Raw genomic sequence first — 23,510 nt, 5'->3', positions numbered from 1 at the left:
ATTTCATTTTGGACATAACTCGCTGGAGGGATGGGAGATTATTTTTGGGAAGCAGTCTCCCGGAGCGGAATTTAAGGGGCAGATCGCAGATAAAAGGTGCTCCGGGTGGGGAAGCGGGGCGGCCGGCACCGCCGGACTAAACGGCCTGCCGAATGCGAAGTATAGACGGCCGATCGAGGCAACAAAAACGCTATCATATTATAGCTTAGTTTAGGGTTTACTTAGGGTTTAGTTAGGGTTTGTTTAGGTTTAGTATAGGTTGAACCCATACTAAACCTAACTTAAGACTAAGCTATAGGTAAACAAATTCTAGACTAAGTGGCAAGAAGGCAGTAACTATGTGTTTCGTAACATGCCTGCTACAGATTAACAATGCAAGCATATAAAAATGCTTATATATATATTTTTATGTAGATTTATCATTTTAAAATAACCAACAAAACGATGAGCAGAACTACCCTGAAAGATATAGCATTGGCACTCAATATTTCTGTCTCTACGGTTTCAAAAGCACTATCAGACAGTTATGAGATAAGTGAGGCCACTAAAAAGATCGTTCAGGAATACGCCAAAAAGCATAACTTCCAACCAAATAAGTTAGCAAGGAGTTTAAAAATAGGGAAGTCAAACACCATAGGAGTTATCGTTTCCAATATCAGCAATACATTCGTTTCTCAAATTCTGGACGGAATCCAAATAGCCTCTCAGCAAACGGTGTATGATGTTATTTTCATGCAAAGCCGGGAAGATGAACGTATAGAGAAAAATTGTATTGACGTTTTACGTATGCGTGGAATTGATGGCTTAATGATAGCTCCGGTATCCTCAGATTCAAATATAGAAGAACTAAAAGCACTGATAAAATCTCAGATACCAGTTGTTATCTTTGATCGTATCAACCACCAGCTTGATACCTTCAAAGTAGGTGTCAATAATTTTCAAGGCGCCTACAATGCCACGAAGCATCTGACCGAGCGGGGTAAAAAAAGTATATTGCATATTACGGGAAAGAATTTGGGTGTGGCAACCGAACGGCTAAATGGCTTTAAATCTGCTTTATCAGACGCGGGAATTCCTTTTGACAATAAGCACTATATTGAATGTAGTTTAAATCATACCAAAGATATAGACCAAACAATTAGAAAAGTTTTGCTTAAAGAATATATTGAAAACGAAAATATCGATGCTATTTTCGGTGCTACAGATGTTATTACAACCCGGACGCTGGGTATTTTGGCCGATCTTCAGATTCAAGTTCCTGCTGAGGTGGCTGTAATTGGCTTCTCAAATACACAAATTGCAGCATCTTTAAATCCGGCACTATCCACAGTTGTACAGCCGGCAATAGAAATCGGGGAACTAGCGACAAACAAATTAATCGCTACCATTAACCAAACGAGACCAATACATGAATTTGAAACGATTGAACTCCCCACACAGCTTATTATTCGCAAATCTTCCCTATAATCTTTGCCATTATCTTTTTTGTCTACGTAGCAAAAAAAAGTCGGAAAATAAGAGGTAAACGCTCCTATTTTCCGACTGTCATTTCATCTGATCTTTATGTGAGTTATTGGCCTCATTCACCAATAATACCATATTCTAAACCCCGCAATTCAGCTAGCCCTCTCAGTCTTCCTATCGCAGAGTATCCTGGATTTGTCACCTTATTGAGGTCATCCAGCATCTGATGACCATGATCTGGCCTGAATGGAATAGCTATCGATCTAACTTGGTTTTCAGCAACCAATATCTTCATAATTTTATACATATTGACATCACCATCCAAATGGTCTGCTTCATAAAAACTCCCGATCGCATCTTTCTTCACATTACGTAAGTGAACGAAGTTTACACGCCCTTTAATCTTTTCTAGGATAGCGGGCAAATCGTTCGTCTGACTGGCACCCAACGATCCTGTGCAAAAACAAACACCATTGAATTGCTGCGGAACTGCATGCAGAAAGTAGTCAAAATCTTCGCCGCTACTGGCAATGCGGGGTAAACCTAAAATAGGATATGGTGGATCATCCGGATGGATAGTCATACATATACCGTTTTCCTCACAAGTTGATGCAATCCCCTGAAGGAAATAAATTAAATTACTGCGTAGGCCGTCTTTTCCAATATGTTTATAGGTATTAAGGCTGGCTTTTAATGCGTCCAATTCCACACTTTTTTCTCCGGGGATTCCCATTAAAACAACATTTGCCAATTCCTGCTTTTGTTGTTCAGAAATTTCATCATAACGTAAAGTCGCCTGTTTGACAACAGCTTCTGGATATGCTGACCTAGCTTCATCACGTTTTAATATAAATATATCAAAGAGAGCAAGATCAATCCAGTCAAAATATAAGGCTTTTGAACCATCGGCCATGGTTAAATCCAATTGAGTACGTGTCCAATCCAGCACGGGCATAAAGTTATAGCAAATCGTCTTGATACCGCATTTCGCCAGATTAACTAACGTCGTGTTATATTTTTGAAGATACTCATCCACCTTCGCCCCTTTTGTCTTAATCTCCTCATGTACCGTCACACTTTCCACCACAGACCAAGTAAGGCCAGCTTCTTCAATAATGCGTTTCCTTTCTTGAATATCCGCAAGTGGCCATACCTCACCGTGTGGAATGTGATGTAGGGCTGTCACAATACCAGTTGCTCCAGCCTGTTTGATATCCTGTAAAGATACGGGGTCATTTGGTCCATACCAACGCCATGTTTGTTCTAGTTTTCTCATCTTAAAACGTAATTATACACCGCACCATGCATTAAAACCGCCATCTACAAAAACGGTTTCGCCTGTCACAAAAGCTGATGCATCGCTCAATAAATAGATTAAAGTCCCTTTTAGCTCACGCGGGTCACCCAAGCGATTGTAGGGTGTTGCATTAAGAATACGTTTAGTACGATCGCTATGCGTACCGTCTGGATTGATCAATAAGTTTTTGTTTTGCTTGGTTAAGAATACTCCGGGCGCAATTGCATTGACACGAACCTGATCACCATAACGCTGCGCAAGTTCTGTTGCCATCCACTTTGTATAGCCATCGATTCCATGTTTTGCTACGGTATAGCCCAAAACACGGGTGAATGGACGACTAGCAGTTAGAGAAGATATATTAATAATGACACCCTTTCCGCTTTCTGCAATCACCCGGCCAATAATATGTGTAGGAATCATCGTACCATACAGGTTAAGCTCAATTGCTTTAATGGTATCCTGAATATTGCTGGAAAACAGGTCTTGATCAGCACCGATTGTTGCACCTGGAATATTACCTCCAACCGCGTTAACTAAAGCATCTATTCTCCCCCATTTTTGCAAAATTTCATCTTTCGCCCTGTTGACATCCTGCTCGTTCATGATGTCGACTTCCACAAATATAGCTTCACCCCCTAGAGACTCTACTTGCTGAACACGCTCTACACCGATCTGTCCATTACGTCCCAGGATTGCCACCTTGGCCTCTGCCTCGGCTAATGCCTCCACAAATGCCTCACCTAAAATTCCTGTACCGCCCGTAATTACAACTACCTTATCTTTTAATGAAAATGGATTATTATGCATAATTTTTTAATTCAAATTGGTATTTATCTCCAATTTTATTGATAATAACCTTAAATACAAAGAAAAGTAATTGATTTAATTACGATAACGTTTTAGTTACGTCACCCTATTTTTTCTTCTCCTTCTGTCATTTCATCATCAAAAAGAATCCGAACAGCAGGTGTATAGGTATCGTTATGCTGACCGGTTTTATTGGCCCAGAAAAAAGCACATAGGAAAATTAAAGCCAGCAAAACACTACAACCAATCAAAATATACATTATTTCCATAATAATTAGAGTTTACGGCGTTTGGCATACCATCTCGTCATGAGACTCGTAAAGGAGATGATCGTTACCGTACTGATTGGCATTAGAATCGCCGCAAATAATGGCGACATAATACCTTGCACGGCAAAGCTCAAACCAATTACATTATATAAAAGAGATATTCCAAAGCTCATATGTATTACTTTCACCGCATCTTTACTAAAAGCAAAGAAATCCGGCAGTTTTGAAAACGACTCGCCATCGAGTATCGCATCGCAGCCCGGTGAAAAGTTATTGATATCATCACTCACAGCGATGCCCAGATTGGCTTTACGCAGTGCCCCTGCATCGTTAAGTCCGTCACCAATCATGCAGACATGCTTTCCAACCTCCTGAAAATTTTGAATTGTCTCAAGCTTTTCCATGGGTGATTGATTAAAAAGCAAACTTGCATTGGAAGGAAAAATAAGCTGCAACGCATCCAAGCGTCTATCGTTATCACCTGAGATTAAATGGAGGTTATAATTTATTTTAAAATCTTCAATCAACGCCGAAAGACCATCCCGCCAGGATTGCTCCATAGTAAAGTATCCTTTTAGCTCGCCGCCTATGCGAACAAAAACCACCGACCCATCTGTTTTAATATGTCCAATATCAAGAAAACCTCCGCTACCGATTCTAACTTCATTGCCATTGACCTTGGCCTGCATTCCCTTTCCAGGAAATTCCTTAAATTTCTGTACTGCACTAATAGAAGAGACGTTGAGCCACTTGACAATTTCGCGGCTCAATGGATGGCTGGAATTTCTACAAACAGCATTCAGCACCTCTTTGTCGACTGCTGAAAGGCTACCTTCGAAATAAATTGAGGTTGCCTTGGGTGATGATATTGTACCAGTCTTATCGAACACTAAGGTATCAATCGTTGCCATTTGTTCAATGGCAGCGGTATTTTTTACATAGAATTTATTTCGATCAAATACACTTAAAGCCGCAGAAAGGGTAAATGGAGAGCTCAACGCCAACGCACATGGACATGCGATAATCAATACCGCCGTAAAAGCTCCCCAAGCCCTGCTTGCATTTCCATCAACAGCCCAAAATAGTGCTGCCAATAGTGCAATAGCTAATAAAACAACAGTAAAATATTTACTTATAAAGTTGACAAAAGTCTGAAAATGCTTGTCATAATCTTTATAATTATCGTTATTCCACAATTTCGTCAAATACGATTGTGAAATAGGTTTAACGACTTCAAGTTCTATCGCTTCGCCGATCTGACGTCCGCCTGCATAGATAATTTCACCCAAGGTTTTGCTCATCGGGCTTGATTCTCCGGTCACAAAACTAAAATCGATTGCAGCATCCCCTTTTAAAAGCATGGCATCTGCTGGTATAATTTCATTGTTCCGAACTAAAATACGGTCACCGATATGCACATCGGCCAGTTGTACAGGTTTGTCACCAGACTCGGTCAATACGGTTACTGCAACAGGAAAATAACTACGATAATCCCGTTCAAACGAAATATGGTAATATGTCCGTTGTTGTACCCATTTTCCGATCAATATAAAGAATACAAGACTACAGAGTGTATCTGTAAAACCTGCGCCCGTCTGTGTTATCACTTCAAAAGCAGAACGCACAAATAGTACAAGAATCCCGAGTGCCAACGGCACATCCAGATTCAAACGTTTTTGTTTCAAGCTCAGGTAAGCCGATTTAAAATAGTCCGATGCACAATACAATAACACTGGAATACCAAAAGCGAGGTTTATGTAACCAAAGAAATTGGCATATTCTCTTTCAAAACTCCCCATTCCAAAATAATCGGGAAAGCTGAATAGCATTGAGTTTCCAAAACAGAAACCGGCAACAGCAATTTTTGCGACCAAAGGATTCAGATTGTTTCGATTCCCTTCCTTCACAACATCCTGCAAGGTGATTTTAGGATCATAACCGATATTGACCAGAAGATAAACAAGATCTTTCAATGGCAGCTCGTTGTGGTTGAATGTAATGCTCGTCTGTTTCTTCATAAAGTCCACGCGAGACTGCAGTACACTGGGATTAAGTTTATATAAATTTTCCAGCAACCAGATACAGGAGCTACAGTGAATAGCTGGAATATAAAAAGTGATGATGGTCATCTTATCATCTTTATAATCCACTAATTTACTGGCAATTTGTGTTTCATCCAGATAAGAAAAATCTTCGTGCTTCGATTTGTTCGACTTACCAGGGTGCTGATTATAGCGATAATATTGTTGCATGCCACTATCGTTCAACACCTGATATACAGTCTGACATCCCAGGCAGCAAAAGTCATGATGATCTAGCCGATAGCCCGTCTCTTCTATTTTATCACCACAATGAAAACATTTTTCTGCCAGTTGTAGTTCTTTCTTGAGCTCCGCCATACCTTTGTTCTAAATTGCTTGACTAAATAATTGATTTTGTGTCCTTGAGCGCAATAATCGCTGGTCGAAGGCCATGCAGATATTTCTTAAAAAAGATCGACCGACAACAGTACACGCTATAAGGTCGCCCGTTATCACTACCAAACCGTCTGCTACGAGCTCGGATAATTCCTCTTTAATTTGTCTGTTTAACGGCTCCCCCTCCTGCAACTGCACTTTACCTTTGCACATCATATCTAATATATAACGTCTTACAATAAGGTCCTCCTCATTGAGTAAATGCCCCTTTACAACGGGCAACTCGCCTGCTTCAATGAGCTTATGATATTCCTCAACCGTCTTTACGTTTTGAGCAAATGCACCCCAGGCGTCGCTGATCGAAGAAACCCCAATACCGATGAGCAAGGGACTAAACCGATCGGCATAGCCCATAAAATTACGGTGCAACCTTTCCTGTTGAAAGGCAACAAATAACGCGTCTTCTTTTTTCGCAAAATGATCCATACCGACATCTTCATAACCATGTGCCAAAATCATTTTTTTCCCAAGATTATAGAGGGCTAATTTGGCAGCACCACTGGGCAAGTCAGCTTCGGTATAATGCCGTTGCCCAGGTTTTATCCATGGCACATGCGCATAGCTATAAAAGGAAATTCGATCGGGGCTTAGCTGCATTGCTTTTTGTATTGTATCTTCCACCGTATACTGTGTTTGTTTAGGCAATCCATAGATCAAATCGAAGTTAATGGAGTCAAATCCAATTTTTCGAGCATTCAACATAACCAATTCCACTTCTTCCAATGTTTGTTGTCTGTTAATCACAAACTGGACAAGAGGATCAAAATCCTGTATACCCAAACTTAGCCTGCGGAATCCCAAATCAAATAAAGTTTCTAAATGAGTGACTGTCGTGTTGGCAGGATGCGCTTCAAAGGAGAATGAACTGTTTGGGGCCACATCTGCATCTTTGAGAATACCTTCGATAAGCATCTTCAGATTATCCGGGTGAAAAAATGTCGGTGTCCCTCCTCCCAAATGTATCTCTGCCAGCATTGGCCTTTCACCATTAAATAGAGCGACATACATTTCCCATTCCTTCAAAAGCGATGCGATATAGGGCTCTTCAACACGATGATTTTTTGTGATACGGGTATTACACCCGCAATAGGTACATAGGCTTTCGCAAAATGGAAGATGGATATATAAACTAATCCCCTTTTCTTTTGACTGCTGAAATGTCTGGTACACTTGGGCTGTCCAAGCTTCGCTAGAAAATGTTGCGTTATCCCAAAAAGGAACAGTCGGATAACTTGTATAGCGCGGTGCCGCTACGTTATATTTCCGCACCAATTCTTCCATTTTAACCTGCGTTGTCGTCATTTTATTTTAGTTTTTTAGCACAGTCGTCTAAACAACAACAGGCTTTTCCCACACATTTTTCTATCCCCCATAGGTTAAGATTCCGAACAGTTTGCTCAGCCAATCCTTTTGGACTCTGATCTTCAAAAGGGGCATTGGCAATCTGTATATTCAGATCTCCAGCCTTTGCCAGATCAATATGAGTAGTATCCTTACTTCTGGTCATAATCTTATTGATCCCTAATTCTTTTAAATTAAGTAGCATACTCTCGTCCAAAATATCGCTTACGGAAATCACTACCGCATCCTTTCCACGCGCGTAGTTCTGTGTTTCCGCATTTAATCCATTTGAAATCAAAGTCAAATCATGTTGTTTGGCATTCGCCAGTGCCCAAAACTCTTTTTCAAATGATCTTACATTATATACTACTACTTTCATCCTGATTCTACAATCACCAATTAAGGTTTATCCTAAGAACAAAAGTAAATCATCCATAAGCGCAAAACCATGATACAGTACCACACCTTAAAATGATCTTTATCACAATTCGCAAATGCCTCTGCCTATAGCAGCTGGCTATAAAACTTCATTCTGAGCAACAACTTGGTCTTTTAAAAAAAAGGCGTGTTCAGAAAAACTGAACACGCCTTTAACATATTATTTTAATCTCCGTTTCTTTACCTACTGTTTCACATCCCGAAGGTTCTTGATTGAATTGATATATATTTTACCTTTCTCTTTCGATATCAATTTTTCTTCTTTAAAATCTGAAAGCATGCGGGAAACTGTTTCATTTGCAGTGCCTGCGATTGATGCCAAACCATCCCTTGTCACATCAATTGAACACGAATTGACGGCATTCATATCGATACCACTTTTCTCAGCAACACTGAGTAGCGCATTGGCGACACGTTTACGGACAGAGTGATAAGCAAACCCGAGTAATTGCTCTTCCTTTTCACGTAAATCGACAGAAAGAAGCTTAATAAACTTACTCGCTATTGCTGGTTTTTTCCAAAGCAACTCCAAAAAGCTATCTTTGGGGATCAGTACAATTTCGCTTGGTTCAACCGCTTCAGCATAATCTTCGTAATTATCATTCAACAAGATAGAGGCATAACCAAAGTAATTCCCCGCTATAAAAATACCGGTAGACAGCTCTCTTCCATCTTTATATGACTTAAAGCTACGCACCTGACCAGATTTCACATAATAGACATATGTTGGCGAATCGTCTTTTTCATAAATAGATTGTTTTTTCTTTACTGTCTTTACACGTGAATTAACAATGAGCTCCTGCAGCAACAGGACTTGCTCTTCAGCGTTCAAACTAAAATCTCCCTCCTGAGGGATATCTGCCGCGAGCTGTTCATGTCTTTTGAGGCGCACATCTATAGCGTTCATCAATTCGACATCATCAAAAGGTTTCGTCAAATAATCATCTGCTCCCATCTCCATCGCTTTACGCATATCTGCACGCTCTGCTTTTGCAGTTAGAAAAATGAATGGGATTTTAGCTGTGCTTTCAATTTTACTTAGCATAAATAACACCCCATATCCATCCAGCTCGGGCATCATGATGTCGCAGAGAATCAAATCAGGAATATGCTTCGTCGCCAGGTCAACTCCAATACGGCCATTTTCGGCCGTAATGACATCATACCTACCTGTCAACTCCAATATTTCCGTAGTGCCCTCCCGGATGTCAATATTATCTTCGATAATTAGAATTGTCTTTTTACTTCTCATCTGCAATTAGTTATTCTATCTTCTTTATGTTTTAAACGTTTATGCCTCGTTTTATTGCCAACTCCGCATTACCTAAAACTCACCCGGAATGAGGTTCCCTTATGCACTTCAGACTCAAATTCCATCTGACCTTCCATGAGTTCTATATACCTTTTTACGATATTCAGTCCCAATCCGGTTCCGGGGATGTTACCTGTGTTATGTGCTCGAAAAAATGGCTCAAACAAATGAACCTGATCCTCTTCGGGTATTCCAATACCGTTGTCCTTTACTGATATTAAGCAGCCTTGTTCGTCGATACAAGTTGTAAACTCAATTAATGTATCCTCTCCTGAATATTTGATCGCATTGGAAATGAGATTGACCAAAGCATTTTTCAACAAATTAGAGTCTAAGGTAAAGTGGCCGATTTCTCCGGTATGCTGATATACAATATGCTGATTTTTTTTACAGATCAACTGCATTTCCTCGGTGATTTCCTCAGCCAATTCGACCAAATTGATATATTGCTTATTTACCACAACAATACCAGTTTCGAGCTTTTCAAGGGAAAGAAAATCATTCAGAATACTGGTCAGCAATTGTACGGCCCCTTTAATCCTATTCGTATGTTTAATGATATTAACCTTATCATCCGGTCTTTCGGCATATTTTTCGATCAGAGAAGCCGACAGTTGAACGGAACTCAAAGGAGTTCGAAACTCGTGCGAAGCCATTGACACAAAACGAGATTTTAGCTGACTCAGTTCAATTTCTTTCTCCAGCGATTTAGAAACTTCTGCTTTGGCCTTTTCCAGTTCGGAAACTAAAGATATCAGATCACTCGTACGTTCGCTAACTTTATTCTCAAGTTCTACTGCATGCTGTCTAAGCATATCCTCCGCAGCTTTCTCACGGGTTAGGTCATGAATAAATCCAGTAAAGATATTTTTATCCTTCAACCAGACTTCACTGACAGCCAATCGGAATGGAAATGTTTCGCCACTCTTTTTAAGCCCCATCACTTCGCGCCCAATACCAATGATTTTTTTGTGGCCGGTAGTCTGATAGTTATGAATATAGGTATCATGATTACCGCGATCTGGCTCGGGCATCAGCATGGAGACATTATGTCCAATCACCTCTTCTGACTGATAACCAAACAGTTCCAGAGCAGCAGGGTTAATGCTTTCTACATTCCCCCTGTTGTCTATGGTAATAATGCCATCAATTGCATGATCAATTATAGCAGCTAACAGCCTTCCGCTTTCCATGATTTTATATTACTTTATCAGTTTTTTGTATTTAATGCGGTGTGGTGTCACGTCACCGATACGTTTTTTCCGGTTTTCTTCATACTCGGTATAATTACCCTCAAAGAAATATACCTGTGAATCACCTTCAAAAGCGAGAATATGAGTACAAATACGATCCAGGAACCATCTATCGTGTGAAATCACTACCGCACACCCGCCAAAGTTCTCCAATCCTTCCTCTAAGGCCCGCAATGTATTCACATCGATATCGTTTGTAGGCTCATCGAGCAAGAGTACATTGGACCCCTCTTTTAATGTAATCGCCAAATGTACACGATTCCGTTCCCCACCAGAGAGCACACCTACTTTCTTCTGCTGATCAGCGCCATTAAAATTAAATTTCGAAACATAGGCTCTCGAGTTCACGGGGCGGTTGCCCAACATCATATTGTCACTGCCTCCTGTAATATTTTCCCAAACTGATTTTTCAGGGTCGAGGTCGTGGTGCATTTGGTCCACATAGCCCAATTTCACTGTTTCTCCTACCTTGAAAGAACCCGTATCGGGCGTTTCCTGTCCTGTAATGAGGCGGAACAAAGTAGTTTTGCCGGCTCCATTTGGTCCAATAATTCCAACAATACCTGCGGGCGGCAACATAAAACTTAAATTTTCAAATAAAATACGATCGCCATAAGCTTTAGAGATATTCGTTGCCTCTATGACCGAGTTTCCCAGACGCGGTCCTGGAGGAATAAACAATTCCAATTTTTCTTCACGTTCTTTGGTCTCTTCGGATGCTAATTTTTCATAGTTATGTAATCTAGCTTTTGATTTGGCATGACGAGCTTTTGGAGCCATACGCACCCATTCAAGCTCACGTTCGAGTGTTTTTTGCCGTTTGGTTTCTTGTTTTTCCTCCTGCGCCAGGCGTTTTGCTTTTTGATCTAGCCAAGAAGAATAATTTCCTTTCCAAGGAATTCCTTCACCACGATCCAATTCAAGGATCCATCCGGCAACATTATCCAAGAAATAACGGTCGTGGGTAACGGCAATAACAGTTCCTTTATATTGTTTTAAGTGCTGTTCTAACCAATCGATTGATTCAGCATCCAAGTGGTTGGTCGGCTCGTCCAGTAACAGCACATCCGGTTCCTGCAACAATAGACGACATAATGCTACCCGTCTGCGCTCACCACCTGACAAATTGACAATCTTCGCATCGGGTTCAGGACAACGTAAGGCATCCATAGCTCTTTCCAATTTTGAATCAATTTCCCAAGCGTTCGTGGCATCAATTTTATCTTGAAGTTCTCCTTGTCTGGTCAATAACCTATCCATCTCATCGGCGTTTTCATACACCTCTGGTAGGCCAAATTTCTCATTGATATCTTCGTATTCTTTTAATATTGCCGTAATTTCAGCAACACCTTCCTGTACCACTTCAAGCACAGTTTTCTCCAGATCCAATTGCGGCTCTTGTGCCAAATAACCCACAGAATAGCCCGGGGAGAACACCACCTCGCCCTGATAAGATTTATCCAATCCAGCGATTATTTTCAATAGGGAAGATTTACCTGATCCGTTCAAACCAATCACGCCTATCTTGGCACCATAGAAAAAAGATAAATAAATATTTTTTAACACTTGTTTTTGAGGCGGATAGATTTTGTTGACACCCGCCATCGAAAAAATGATCTTCTCGTCTGACATAAAATTTAAAAAAATTCGAAAACTCTTGTTATATTAACATACAAATGTAATCTTTTATACTGACATTTTGGACGTACCAAGGTCATGGCTTAATTGTTGATGACATTATTTAAAATAATTTTAAGGTTAAAATGCAGAATTTACTACATTTATATATCCTTAATATAAAACAGAAAGGTATTCAATGGAAGCAAAATTTTCACCGCGCGTAAAGGATGTCATATCGTACAGTAGAGAGGAAGCTTTGAGATTGCGTCACGATTATATAGGAACAGAGCATTTGTTGCTTGGTTTAATTCGTGAAGGCGATGGAATGGCGATAAAAATCCTTAAAAACATAGGCATTGACACGACAGCACTACGTCAATCTGTGGAAGACGCAGTGAAGGGAGCATCAGTTTCACGCGCTCCTATTGGCAACATGCCATTAACAAAACAGGCTGAAAAAGTTTTGAAGATTACTTATTTGGAAGCTAAAATATTCAAATCGGATATCATCGGAACGGAGCACCTATTATTGGCTATCTTACGAGATGAAGATAATATCGCTTCTCAGATTTTACAACAATACAATGTGACTTACGACATCTTCAAATCTGAAGTGGAGCAAAATAGAACTACCATTAAGGACGAGGCTCCGGGCTCGCCTACAGGCGATGATGATTTTGCTGAAGATGATCAGTATATTCAACCTAAAAAGGTTTCGGATATCAAATCTAAAACTCCAGTTTTGGACAACTTTGGCCGCGACTTGACCAAAGCTGCAGAAGAAGGTAAACTAGATCCCATTGTAGGTCGCGAGAAAGAAATTGAGCGTGTTTCTCAAATTTTATCCCGACGCAAAAAGAACAATCCCCTGTTGATCGGTGAACCTGGAGTGGGTAAATCGGCAATTGCGGAAGGTCTTGCCCTTCGTATCGTTCAACGAAAGGTATCACGTGTATTATTCAATAAACGTGTCGTCACATTGGATCTTGCATCCTTGGTTGCTGGCACAAAATATCGTGGTCAGTTTGAAGAGCGTATGAAAGCGGTCATGAACGAACTGGAAAAATCACCGGATGTCATTTTATTTATCGATGAGATTCACACCATAGTAGGCGCAGGTGGAGCTTCAGGATCGTTAGATGCTTCCAACATGTTCAAACCGGCTTTGGCAAGAGGCGAAATTCAGTGTATCGGTGCGACAACATTAGACGAATACCGTCAATACATTGAAAAAGATGGCGCTTTGGACCGCCGTTTCCAACGCGTTACCATTGAGCCGGCTACACATGATGAAACGGTTGAAATATTGAACCGTATAAAAGAGAAATATGAAGATCACCACAATGTGACTTATACAGCCGAAGCTATTGAAGCTTGTGTATCGTTAACAACACGCTATATAACAGATCGTTTCCTACCGGACAAAGCGATTGATGCATTGGATGAAGCGGGCTCTCGTGTACACTTGAACAATATCCATGTACCACAATCTATTATCGACATTGAGAATAAAATTGAAGAGGTCAAATTAGAGAAAAACAAGGTTGTTCGGAGTCAAAAATACGAAGAAGCAGCGAAGTTGCGTGATACAGAGAAAAAATTGATTGAAGAGCTTGAGAAAGAGAAAATCGCCTGGGAAGAAGAGACAAAGTCAAAACGCTATACTGTTTCAGAAGAAAATGTTGCTGAAGTAGTGGCGATGATGACCGGTATTCCTGTACAGCGTGTGAGTCAGTCTGACGGTCAGAAGCTTTTGAATATGGCAGAGCTGATGAAGGGAAGAATTATTGGTCAGGATGATGCTGTAGGAAAATTGGTGAAAGCGATCCAACGTACACGTGCAGGCTTGAAAGATCCTAAAAAACCAATTGGCTCCTTTATCTTCTTAGGTCCTACAGGTGTGGGTAAGACGGAATTGGCTAAGGAATTAGCGCGCTTTATGTTCGATACAGAGGATGCGCTTATTCAAATCGACATGAGTGAATACATGGAGAAATTTGCGGTCTCCCGCTTAGTTGGGGCGCCTCCAGGATATGTCGGATATGAAGAAGGTGGTCAATTGACTGAGAAAGTACGTCGTAAGCCTTATGCCGTTGTCTTATTGGATGAGATTGAGAAAGCGCATCCGGATGTATTCAATCTGTTGCTGCAGGTATTGGACGAAGGTCAGTTGACCGACAGCTTAGGCCGCAAAGTGGACTTTAGAAACACTATTATCATTATGACTTCTAATATTGGTGCACGCCAATTGAAGGAATTTGGCCAAGGTGTGGGTTTCACTACTGCTGCAAAGTCACAACAGTCGGATGCACATTCTCGTGGAGTGATTGAAACAGCTCTGAAAAGAGCCTTTGCGCCAGAATTCTTGAACCGTATTGATGATGTGATTGTATTTAACTCATTGACAAAGGAAAATATCTTCAAAATCATCGATATTGAATTGAAGTCATTATTCAAGCGTATCGCAGATTTGGGTTATACCATTAATTTGACGGATGAAGCAAAAGATTTCATTGCGGATAAAGGTTACGACAGTAATTTTGGAGCACGTCCGTTAAAACGGGCAATTCAAAAGTATTTAGAAGATCCAATTGCTGAAGAAATCCTGAAAGGAACTGTACAAACTGGTTCGGTGTTGACGGTGAGCATTAATCCTGAAACGAAAGATATTGAGGTATCTAGTTCAGATTCTAAGTCTTCAAAAGATACTGCTGAGAAGTAAGCCATAGTCGTATCTAAAAATAATTTTATAAAAATGCACCATAATGGTGCATTTTTTGTTGTAAAGAAGATTGACGTTAAACTTTTACACTATTTTATCGTCCTATAATAAAAAAACTGTCACAAATAACACAAACGATATGAAAAGACTTTTATTAGCAGCTTTAATTGGAACCGCAGCCTTGGTTTCATTCTCTTCTTGTAAGAAGGAGTATATAACGAATTCCCTTCCAGGGGTTACCTATAAGTTTGCAGTACCAGGAGCCAATTACCAATGGAAAACTGAGGGAGATCCCAGAACTTTCGTAATCTCAGTTCCATTCAACGAAATTGATTCTAAATATTTTGATTATGGACAAGTTGCCGTGGCAATATCATTTAACGATAGTCCAGATTTTTATATCAACTTGGGGGCGAACAACGTACCAACAAAAAACGGCCTTTACAATTTCAGGACAGAATATACTTTTTTTGATGGTAAAGTAGACGGAAATTTAAATATTTATGCTGATTATCTTGGCACAGGAACAGCAACTCCGCCGCCACCTTTCCAAGCTAAAGTCACACTTACTGATGGGGAAAACGGCGGGCAATAATAAAAAATCAGCCTCAGAATAAGTTATTCTAAGGCTGATTTTTTATATAAGGTTTCATTATTTTATCCCTAACCTTTCAACAGCAGCTCTGCATGCTCCAGTGCAGCATCCGTTGGATTTGCTCCGCTCAGCATTTGCGCGATCTCTTTTACCCTACCGGCTTGATCCAGTCGGACGATATTTGATATGGTACGATCGGCCTTGTCTTCCTTATATACTTTAAAATGCGCCGCCCCTTTTGACGCAATCTGCGGTAAGTGCGAGATAGCGACTACCTGCATATTTTCGGCTAGGTTTTCCATAACCTCTCCTACACGCAACGCCACCTCACCTGAGATCCCGGTATCGATTTCATCAAAAATAATAGTCGGCAGGGCAGAAGTTTTGGCAACTAAAGATTTTATGGCTAACATTACCCGTGAAAGCTCACCTCCAGAGGCCACTTTATGGATGAATTGCATTTCCTGCCCTTTATTGGCAGAGAACAAAAATTGGATAGCATCCATTCCGGATTCCCGCATCTCTCCTTCCTTTAAGGGCTCTAAATTAATTTGAAGACGTGCATTGGGCATTCCGACATTTGCTAAGGTAGCTTGCACTTCTTTTGCGATTAACGCCAACACTTTGCTTCTGCTTACTGATAGTTCCTTACCCTTTTTCTGAGCAATGTTCAACTTAACTACGACTTCTTTTTCCAGCCGCTCCAATTGCTCATCGGAAGAATTTATAGCCATCAACTTGGACTCAAGCTCATCTCTCAGTCGAATAAGCTCCTCAACGGAGTCCACATGATGTTTCTTCTGTAATGAATAGAGTAAGCTCAGGCGCTCGTTAATTTCCAACAAAGTACCCTCGTCAATTTGTGTCTCTTCTTCAAGCGCACTTAACTCTGCGGCAACGTCCTTGAGCTCAATCCATGCGCTCTTTAACCGCGCAGCCAAATCTGCTGTTTCAGGAAGAAATGAAGTGATACCTTCCACTTGGTTCATAGCGTCCTTCAAACGGCTTAAAACAGCCGTATCATCATTTTCCAATAGCAGCGATGCACCAGTTAGCGCGCGCTTAATATCTTCTGCATTTTCCAATTGGCGCTGTTGTATTTCGAGCTGTCCCTGTTCATCTGATACCAATTGCGCTGCATCAAGTTCGTCAAATTGGAACTGAAAATAATCTTGTTCTAATGCAGCCTTCTTAACCAGCTCCTTAAATTCTTCGAGTTCCTTTTTCGCTTTCTTATAAGCAAAGAAACTATCTCGATAATCTTGCTTTAATGCAAATGTGCCCGCGACACTGTCGACCACTAAAAATTGGAACTCTTCTGTATTGATCTGCAATGTTGCATGCTGAGAATGTACATCGATCAATTGTTCTCCCAATTGCTTGAGAATAGTTAGGGTAACGGGAGAATCATTAATAAATGCTCGGGATTTACCATCGGGAGCGATTTCTCTTCGAATAATGGTATGATCAGCATAATCTAGGTCATTTTCTTCGAAAAAATTGAGTAATCTGTAAGGACCTATTTTAAATTCTCCCTCAATCACACACTTCTTCGTTGGATCGAAAAAGTACTTTCCCTCTACTCTATTTCCTAAAATTAACGATAGGGCTCCCATAATAATGGATTTACCAGCCCCAGTCTCCCCGGTAATCATATTCAAACCCTTGTCGAACTGGATTTCCAACTCGTTTATAAGCGCATAATTTTTAATATGTAAGGTATCCAGCATATTTTAAAGGTCTTATTACAGTTTGGAGGAAATACCTTTCCTCTTCATTTTGCATGTAAACATGACTTTTTCTACAGGTAATTTACCTAAAAATCAGACGATTTCAATACATTTTATTAAAAACATAGCTCCTCTGATCTATTGACATATTCGCACGCAACATTTACAAACACTAAATACTAAAAATAATATCATTTTTCCAAATTTAAAACTACTTTTTTTAGTAAATCAATTCTATTTTTGACAAAAGAATGTCGACTTGGCGCTTTACTAACATGAATAAATTCCTATTTTTATGTCATGCAAGATTATAGTGCTACACTAAGAAAATACATGCCCGAGGAAGCAGCTCCAATCATATCCAAGTGGATTAATCACACCCACTGTTTATTTAAAATCTCTCGTTCCAGGAGTACCAAGCTAGGAGATTACCGCGCTCCGTATAGAGGAAGCCCGCACCGGATCTCGGTTAACCATGACTTAAACTCTTATTCATTTTTGATTACGACGATTCACGAATTTGCACATTTACAAACGTGGAATAAATACCAGCATCGTGTCAAGCCGCACGGTGCGGAATGGAAGAATAATTTTAAGGAACTGATGAGACCATTTCTTGAACTGAATATTTTCCCAACCGACGTCAGCCAGGCGATTCACCGCTATATGGAAAACCCGGCAGCATCGAGCTGCACGGACCTCCACCTGTTTCGTACCTTAAAGTTATATGACACCGTCAAAAGCAGCGCCCTCACGGTAGAATCCTTAGAGGATGGGCACTTCTTCAAATTAAAAAATGGGCGTTCATTTCAGCGGATTGAAAAGATAAGGAAACGTTATAAATGCATGGAATTGACCAGCAAGCGTATGTACCTATTCCATCCAATTGCGGAGGTATTTCTGTTGGAACAATGATTTTTAACAAATACATTCAATATATTTTTATCTTTGCTAACTTAGGAAATAATTAAAGAGAGCTTTTATGTTACATTTACACTCGACTATAGCAATTGTCTTATTGCTAGCCCTGGTGATATCGATCGTGATCACCCTATCAAACTATCTAGGCAACAAACCGTACAACCGTAAAATTGCTTTATTGGGTTTCATCGCATCGCATATTCAATTAGTGGTGGGATTGATTTTATTCTTTTATTTAAAGTACCCTTCGATGATCTCTGGTGCTGTAATGAAAGATCCTTCGTTACGATTTAAAATCATTGAACACCCGTTGACCATGATTATTGCTATTGTATTGATCACAATTGGCTATTCTAAAGCGAAAAAGATTGAAAATGCAAAAAAAGCAAATCAAACCGTTTTGATTTTCTTCGTCATCGGTTTAATCTTGATGCTCGCTCGTATTCCTTGGTCGACTTGGTCACTTTTCGCTTAATAGCACGCGAGACACGATATAAAAAAAGCCTTCCAAAAAATTGGAAGGCTTTTTTTATATATGATCTTTGTATTTCACAATAGAACTGTGTTGCTAGCTTCTTGGATGGTCCGCTTTATACATCATAAAAAAAGCCTCAGTAAACTGAAGCTTTCAATATCTTTGCTGAGTAGTAATTAGTCACGGTTTTTTCCAAATCCCAAAATTCCGAACACGGTTTTGAAAGCGATAAGTGCGCCTACGATCATGGAGATGTTAGCTATTGCGGAAAACAAAAATGTTTGTTGCCCCATAGACGTACAAACATCCGGTACAAAACGGATAAATGTACCGATTAAACCTAAAGCGATCGCTACTACCAATGTTTTGTAGTAATGAGTTTGATTCGCATTATTATCAGTTGTCTTTGGACCTCTTGGTTGTACAGTTTCTGCCATTTCAATTTCGATTTTATTCGATACAAATGTACGAATTATTCTATGTTTGAAAAATAAATTTGAAAAAAGCAGCGATCATCAATTATTCAGTATATTTATGCTCATATTTTTCTTTTTTTCGCCTGTAATGATGCGGATGCTCTTTTGTCATATGATATCCTCCACAGTGGATACAACCATACGTATAACCTTGCTTTGACTTCCCTTGCCCACCGGCATATAGGTGCTTCCTTGCATTTTTTCCCAGTAGCCACTTCTTATAACGCCATTCGTATAGCCCCCCCGTCGTTTTACTTCCCCGTAATCAGGTGTCCAGTCCTCAAGCGGGTCCTTGGGCAGCAGACCTTCCAGTTGCCTCAATACCTCTACAACCATTGGCTCGTATTCATCCTCTAATAGACATGCGCGATGATGAGCTCTCGTTTCTACAAGGTAAGCCTAATAACTATGTATTTAGTTTCATTATTGAGCCAAGCGAAATGTCCTTTTTCAAAGATTATAGTGAATGGAACAAAAGATGCCAATATTCAATTACACCATACCAAAGCTATCGATGAAGATGGTTATAAAGGATTTTCCCATATCATTTATTCCGAAAAAGGAGAAGACACACGCATCATATGGAAAAAGAAAAATGCGCCGAAACGCAGCACCTGAAAAACTAACAGACCTCTGCTCGAACTTCTAAAAACTTGGATAGAACAAAGCTATTATGACAAACAAGTTAATGCCTTGGAAATTTTCAAAAGTCTTAAGCAGAATTTAGCATTAAATTTAGAGTTAGCGACATTGAAAAGTGCATGAAGATTCTATGAGGTAGCCGTCAAGCTCTATTGCAGCAAGATTCTATTGATGGAGTGCTGAGGTATTGGCAGGAAGAACTCTAAAAACAGTGATGTGACACGATTCAATTTACACAACCACCCTGAGTAACTTTTATTTCCCTTTTAATTATATCCTTGTGGTATAGAGAGGCACCACCCTGTTCATAAGATGGAAAATGACAGGTCAACGTTTATTTTTCACTTACATGATAATAATCCTGTCTTATAGGCTGGAAAATACACTTTTGAAAGAGACTGAGATTTTATCGGCTAGAATTAAGCGAATTAAAATCATTTACTTTATTTTCTTATCAAAAAAGTGTATTTTAATCCTAAATTACAGCCACATGAAACGCCTATATATCTTATTTAATTTGTTATTTTTATTTTCTATAGCAGTGACAGTAAAAGCTAGGATCTCCCACCATAGAAACTATTCTAACCATTTAGCTGATACACTTTCTAATGATATCCGAAAGTATATTACACAATTAGCTGTTTCGGAAGGCTTAGATAAAAGCTCCATTAAAATAAAAACTGATAGCTGGGGAGAGGTAACTGTTTCAGACAACTGGGGTAAAAGTATCAAATACAGCAAAGACCACTGGAACGGATATACAAAAACGGATAACAACGGACTTAAAACATCAATAAAACAGGATCTTTCCGGCAATATAGTCGTAAAATATAACGAAGGAAAGGAAAAAACGGTAAGGAAAAATATAAGTGGAGATTTTGATATTCCAGATTGGAGTCCATCCACTAACTTCATGAATACCCTTGATAATTTGAAGATCCGTGACAGCCACGGCAACCTCACTACTATTTCAAAAAACATCTTCGGCGGTTTAGATATCAATGATGCGAGTGGCAACCACACCACTGTATCTAAAAATGTTATAGGTGGCTTAGACATTCGTGACAGCCAGGGAAATGGTAGTCGTATATCAAAGGATGTTCTAGGAAACCTGACTATTGAAAATAATACCGGTAAAATTACAACCATTATAACAGACATATTAGGCGGCAAAACAATTGAAGACAACAAAGGGAACCGTGTTTCTGTAAGAAAGAATATATTTGGAAATTATGAAGCCAGCGATAACAATGGAAACAATGCGTCCATAAAAAAGGATATCTTTGGAATAGTAATTATGGATGATCCAAAAGGTATTTTGGAAACTGTAAAACTTCAGCTAATCGAAGATTTAATGCAGGAGTAAAGTCAGCATAAACAATTTCAATAAACCTAAAAGCAATTATGAATGATACACAAGATTTATTTTTATCAAAAGACATTTTACCCATATTTGATTACACATTAAACTCAGATAGTCATTCGGCGCTCTATAAACTTCTACAAAATCCATTATCATCTATCTCCCAAATCAACGATAGACAAACAATCCTAAAACAAATTATTTTGTCCATCTCACGCGGGAATGACTACTATTACACTAAAATTGAGTATGCAGATTCACATAAGTTCTTATGTCATTTCCCACTAGAGTACCTAAAAAAAGTCGATTTTCTGGCTTACAAATTCAAAAAACGTAAGAGCAACATCTTACTTGGCGAGTATGCGCAACTAATTAACTTCTTATCCAAGCTTGAAAATGATCTCACAGGAAATATTGAACTGAATGAATTTCCCCATAAATATCAAGAGGATCTTAGGTTTGTCATAAACTACCTCCACTCCTTCAAACTTCGACACTATATATCCAAAATCCGTAAAGGTACACTAGGCTATATTTCCATCCAGGAGCTAAACGCTATTGTTTCTGAAAACCGTAAAAATGGTGATACGCTTTTATTTTTTGAGAAACTAGCTCTTTTAGAAGCTTATTTTTCAATCGGGAAAGCAATTTATAAAAACAATTTTCAGTTCGCTACAATGAATGAATATTGTTTTCAACTCACAGAACTATATCACTCATTGCTATCTAATCCTGTAAAAAATGATATCGTTATAAACAACAATATCGTACTTATTACAGGTGCAAACATGTCAGGAAAATCAACACTGCTTAAATCCATCGGCTTATGCGTTTACTTGACTCATTTGGGATTAGCTATGCCTGCCAGCGCTGGAACCATTCCTTTTTATGATAATGTATCGATTCAAATTAATCACAGCGATGATCTAAAAAATGGTTATAGTCATTTTATGAAAGAAATTATCAAATTGAAAAACGTTGTTCATCAAGCGCATGAGGGTAAACGATGTTTCGCCATTTTCGACGAGCTATTTAAAGGGACCAACTATGAAGATGCATTGGTTATAAGTGTAAAAACGATCAAGGGGCTTCAAAAGTTTACTACTTCTACATTCTTTATCTCTACTCATATAATTGAATTACGGCAAAAAATTGCAGAAGCCAACGTCCAAGTGAGCCCATACTATATAGACTGCAAGATTGTCGAAGAGACCCCAGCTTTTTCCTATGTATTGAAAACAGGATGGTCTAATCTGCAAATAGGTCAATTATTATTCAACAAAGAAGGACTAAATAGTCTTTTAGATTGACAAGAACATCCATTGATTGACAGAGAGTGAGGGATTACAAAAATTACGGCTATTATGAGTTGTTTTAATAGGGAAGAGGAATAAAATAAATACAGATGCTATTACAATTAAAAATACAGATTAAAGGGATAACAAAACCACCAGTGTGGCGAAAGTTATTAGTTCCCGATTATTTCACATTTGACCGTTTACATCAAGTGATACAAGAAGCATTTGGCTGGCAAAACTATCACCTTTATCAGTTTTCGCCGAAAGGTTTTGGATCATATCCTGAGATTGCCATAATTGACGAAGAATGGGACGAAGGAAATACCGAAGATGCCGAATTGTTAATATTGAAAGACATTTTAAATCAGACAGGGCAAAAGTTCACCTACATCTATGATTTTGGTGATAGCTGGACACATCAAATTGTGGTCGAGGACATTCTAGACAAGCATGTATTAAAAGCGAAGTTACTGGAGGGAAAAGGTGCTTGCCCACCGGAAGATTGCGGAAGTACTTGGGGATATCAAAATGTAAAGGATGTCATGAAAGATATAAACCATGAAGAACATGATGAGATGCGAACCTGGCTCGGCTTAGAAGAAGGTGAAAAATGGGATCCGAACTACTTTGATCTCCAAGCTGCCAAGAAAAGAGTGGCAGCGGTATAGTGTTGCATTATAAAAATATATATTGCTCGTTGTAAATTTACGCATCGCCAACTTTACTAACAAAACTTTCCAATTCTTTGCCTACATAGCAGCAATTGCTGCTCTGTAGGCAAAGAAAGCTCGTATTGACTGGCAACGATCTGTTTTTGGTCTTCGGGAAGGGTTAATTTAACAACCGCATCGTTCTTACTCGCACAAGAGTAAAATGCCGATCGTGGGATGTTCATGTGGAAGCCTTTCAATCCTGTATTGTGTCCAGCTCAATTGCGAACGCAGTGCGTTCGCAATTGGAAAAACGCGATAAAACTGTCTAAACAACTCAATCTGCCTTCGCGAAAA

The 23,510-nt window shown here is 39.4% G+C and carries 23 protein-coding genes; 10 read left to right on the top strand and 13 right to left on the bottom strand.

The window, feature by feature from the left end; all coding sequences use genetic code 11:
• On the top strand, positions 1-214 hold a 214-nt coding region (locus B2107_RS04845; RefSeq protein WP_293953652.1), incomplete at its 5' end, for a hypothetical protein.
• Between the two features lie 230 nt (positions 215-444).
• On the top strand, positions 445-1,467 hold the full coding sequence (locus B2107_RS04840) for a LacI family DNA-binding transcriptional regulator (RefSeq protein ID WP_293953650.1): 1,023 nt from the start codon (positions 445-447) through the stop codon (positions 1,465-1,467).
• A gap of 112 nt (positions 1,468-1,579) precedes the next feature.
• Here B2107_RS04840 and uxuA read toward each other — a convergent pair whose 3' ends face one another.
• From uxuA to ettA, 9 genes are all read right to left on the bottom strand, one after another.
• A complete protein-coding gene (uxuA, locus tag B2107_RS04835) occupies positions 1,580-2,740 on the bottom strand; it encodes a mannonate dehydratase (protein WP_293953648.1) in 1,161 nt (386 codons plus the stop codon).
• Between the two features lie 12 nt (positions 2,741-2,752).
• Complete coding sequence (locus B2107_RS04830) at positions 2,753-3,571, bottom strand: SDR family oxidoreductase (RefSeq protein WP_293953646.1); 819 nt, start codon at positions 3,569-3,571, stop codon at positions 2,753-2,755.
• A gap of 101 nt (positions 3,572-3,672) precedes the next feature.
• Complete coding sequence (gene ccoS / locus B2107_RS04825) at positions 3,673-3,840, bottom strand: cbb3-type cytochrome oxidase assembly protein CcoS (RefSeq protein WP_293953644.1); 168 nt, start codon at positions 3,838-3,840, stop codon at positions 3,673-3,675.
• Between the two features lie 5 nt (positions 3,841-3,845).
• Positions 3,846-6,239 (bottom strand): heavy metal translocating P-type ATPase, encoded by a 2,394-nt coding sequence (locus tag B2107_RS04820; RefSeq protein ID WP_293953642.1) that lies wholly within the window; start codon positions 6,237-6,239, stop codon positions 3,846-3,848.
• 9 nt (positions 6,240-6,248) lie between these two features.
• Positions 6,249-7,619: an oxygen-independent coproporphyrinogen III oxidase gene (hemN, locus tag B2107_RS04815; RefSeq protein WP_293953640.1), complete on the bottom strand. Its 1,371-nt coding sequence runs from the start codon at positions 7,617-7,619 to the stop codon at positions 6,249-6,251.
• 1 nt (position 7,620) lies between these two features.
• The gene (locus B2107_RS04810; protein WP_293953638.1) at positions 7,621-8,037 is read right to left on the bottom strand and encodes a lactate dehydrogenase; all 417 of its coding nucleotides are present in this window, start codon (positions 8,035-8,037) and stop codon (positions 7,621-7,623) included.
• Positions 8,038-8,280: 243 nt separating this feature from the next.
• Positions 8,281-9,348 carry a response regulator gene (locus B2107_RS04805; protein ID WP_293953637.1) on the bottom strand — a complete coding sequence of 356 codons (1,068 nt, stop codon included), beginning with the start codon at positions 9,346-9,348 and terminating at the stop codon, positions 8,281-8,283.
• A gap of 68 nt (positions 9,349-9,416) precedes the next feature.
• On the bottom strand, positions 9,417-10,601 hold the full coding sequence (locus B2107_RS04800) for a PAS domain-containing sensor histidine kinase (protein ID WP_293953635.1): 1,185 nt from the start codon (positions 10,599-10,601) through the stop codon (positions 9,417-9,419).
• A 9-nt stretch (positions 10,602-10,610) separates the two neighbouring features.
• Positions 10,611-12,293, bottom strand: coding sequence for an energy-dependent translational throttle protein EttA (gene ettA, locus B2107_RS04795; protein ID WP_293953633.1), 1,683 nt, complete (start codon positions 12,291-12,293; stop codon positions 10,611-10,613).
• Positions 12,294-12,477: 184 nt separating this feature from the next.
• On the opposite strand from ettA, the gene B2107_RS04790 reads away from it, so the two are divergent.
• Together B2107_RS04790 and B2107_RS04785 are read left to right on the top strand one after the other, a co-directional pair.
• Positions 12,478-15,003 (top strand): ATP-dependent Clp protease ATP-binding subunit, encoded by a 2,526-nt coding sequence (locus B2107_RS04790; protein WP_293953631.1) that lies wholly within the window; start codon positions 12,478-12,480, stop codon positions 15,001-15,003.
• A 139-nt stretch (positions 15,004-15,142) separates the two neighbouring features.
• On the top strand, positions 15,143-15,598 hold the full coding sequence (locus B2107_RS04785) for a hypothetical protein (protein WP_147430561.1): 456 nt from the start codon (positions 15,143-15,145) through the stop codon (positions 15,596-15,598).
• Between the two features lie 68 nt (positions 15,599-15,666).
• Here B2107_RS04785 and recN read toward each other — a convergent pair whose 3' ends face one another.
• Positions 15,667-17,328, bottom strand: a complete 1,662-nt coding sequence (recN, locus tag B2107_RS04780; RefSeq protein ID WP_293953628.1) for a DNA repair protein RecN — start codon at positions 17,326-17,328, stop codon at positions 15,667-15,669.
• A gap of 300 nt (positions 17,329-17,628) precedes the next feature.
• On the opposite strand from recN, the gene B2107_RS04775 reads away from it, so the two are divergent.
• Both B2107_RS04775 and B2107_RS04770 read left to right on the top strand, forming a co-directional pair.
• Positions 17,629-18,243 carry a SprT-like domain-containing protein gene (locus tag B2107_RS04775; RefSeq protein ID WP_293953626.1) on the top strand — a complete coding sequence of 205 codons (615 nt, stop codon included), beginning with the start codon at positions 17,629-17,631 and terminating at the stop codon, positions 18,241-18,243.
• 67 nt (positions 18,244-18,310) lie between these two features.
• A complete protein-coding gene (locus B2107_RS04770; protein ID WP_293953624.1) occupies positions 18,311-18,724 on the top strand; it encodes a hypothetical protein in 414 nt (137 codons plus the stop codon).
• 176 nt (positions 18,725-18,900) lie between these two features.
• Here the strand turns inward: B2107_RS04770 and B2107_RS04765 are convergent, their stop codons facing one another.
• Positions 18,901-19,161 (bottom strand): hypothetical protein, encoded by a 261-nt coding sequence (locus B2107_RS04765; protein WP_209579127.1) that lies wholly within the window; start codon positions 19,159-19,161, stop codon positions 18,901-18,903.
• Positions 19,162-19,608: 447 nt separating this feature from the next.
• Between B2107_RS04765 and B2107_RS04760 the strand changes: the two genes are divergently transcribed.
• From B2107_RS04760 to B2107_RS04745, 4 genes are all read left to right on the top strand, one after another.
• The gene (locus B2107_RS04760; RefSeq protein WP_293953622.1) at positions 19,609-19,818 is read left to right on the top strand and encodes a hypothetical protein; all 210 of its coding nucleotides are present in this window, start codon (positions 19,609-19,611) and stop codon (positions 19,816-19,818) included.
• 343 nt (positions 19,819-20,161) lie between these two features.
• Positions 20,162-21,208: a hypothetical protein gene (locus B2107_RS04755; protein ID WP_293953620.1), complete on the top strand. Its 1,047-nt coding sequence runs from the start codon at positions 20,162-20,164 to the stop codon at positions 21,206-21,208.
• 38 nt (positions 21,209-21,246) lie between these two features.
• A complete protein-coding gene (locus B2107_RS04750) occupies positions 21,247-22,515 on the top strand; it encodes a MutS-related protein (RefSeq protein WP_293953618.1) in 1,269 nt (422 codons plus the stop codon).
• A 95-nt stretch (positions 22,516-22,610) separates the two neighbouring features.
• Complete coding sequence (locus B2107_RS04745; RefSeq protein WP_293953616.1) at positions 22,611-23,171, top strand: plasmid pRiA4b ORF-3 family protein; 561 nt, start codon at positions 22,611-22,613, stop codon at positions 23,169-23,171.
• 56 nt (positions 23,172-23,227) lie between these two features.
• On the opposite strand, the gene B2107_RS04740 is transcribed toward B2107_RS04745, so the two are convergent.
• On the bottom strand, positions 23,228-23,398 hold the full coding sequence (locus tag B2107_RS04740; RefSeq protein ID WP_293953657.1) for a hypothetical protein: 171 nt from the start codon (positions 23,396-23,398) through the stop codon (positions 23,228-23,230).
• Positions 23,358-23,489, bottom strand: coding sequence for a hypothetical protein (locus tag B2107_RS04735; RefSeq protein ID WP_293953614.1), 132 nt, complete (start codon positions 23,487-23,489; stop codon positions 23,358-23,360). Before B2107_RS04735 ends, B2107_RS04740 begins: the two co-directional genes overlap by 41 nt.
• Positions 23,490-23,510: the final 21 nt, after the last annotated feature.

It is taken from the genome of Sphingobacterium sp. UBA7855, assembly GCA_002500745.1.
GTDB lineage: Bacteria > Bacteroidota > Bacteroidia > Sphingobacteriales > Sphingobacteriaceae > Sphingobacterium.
This window is presented reverse-complemented; position numbering and strand designations above follow the sequence as displayed.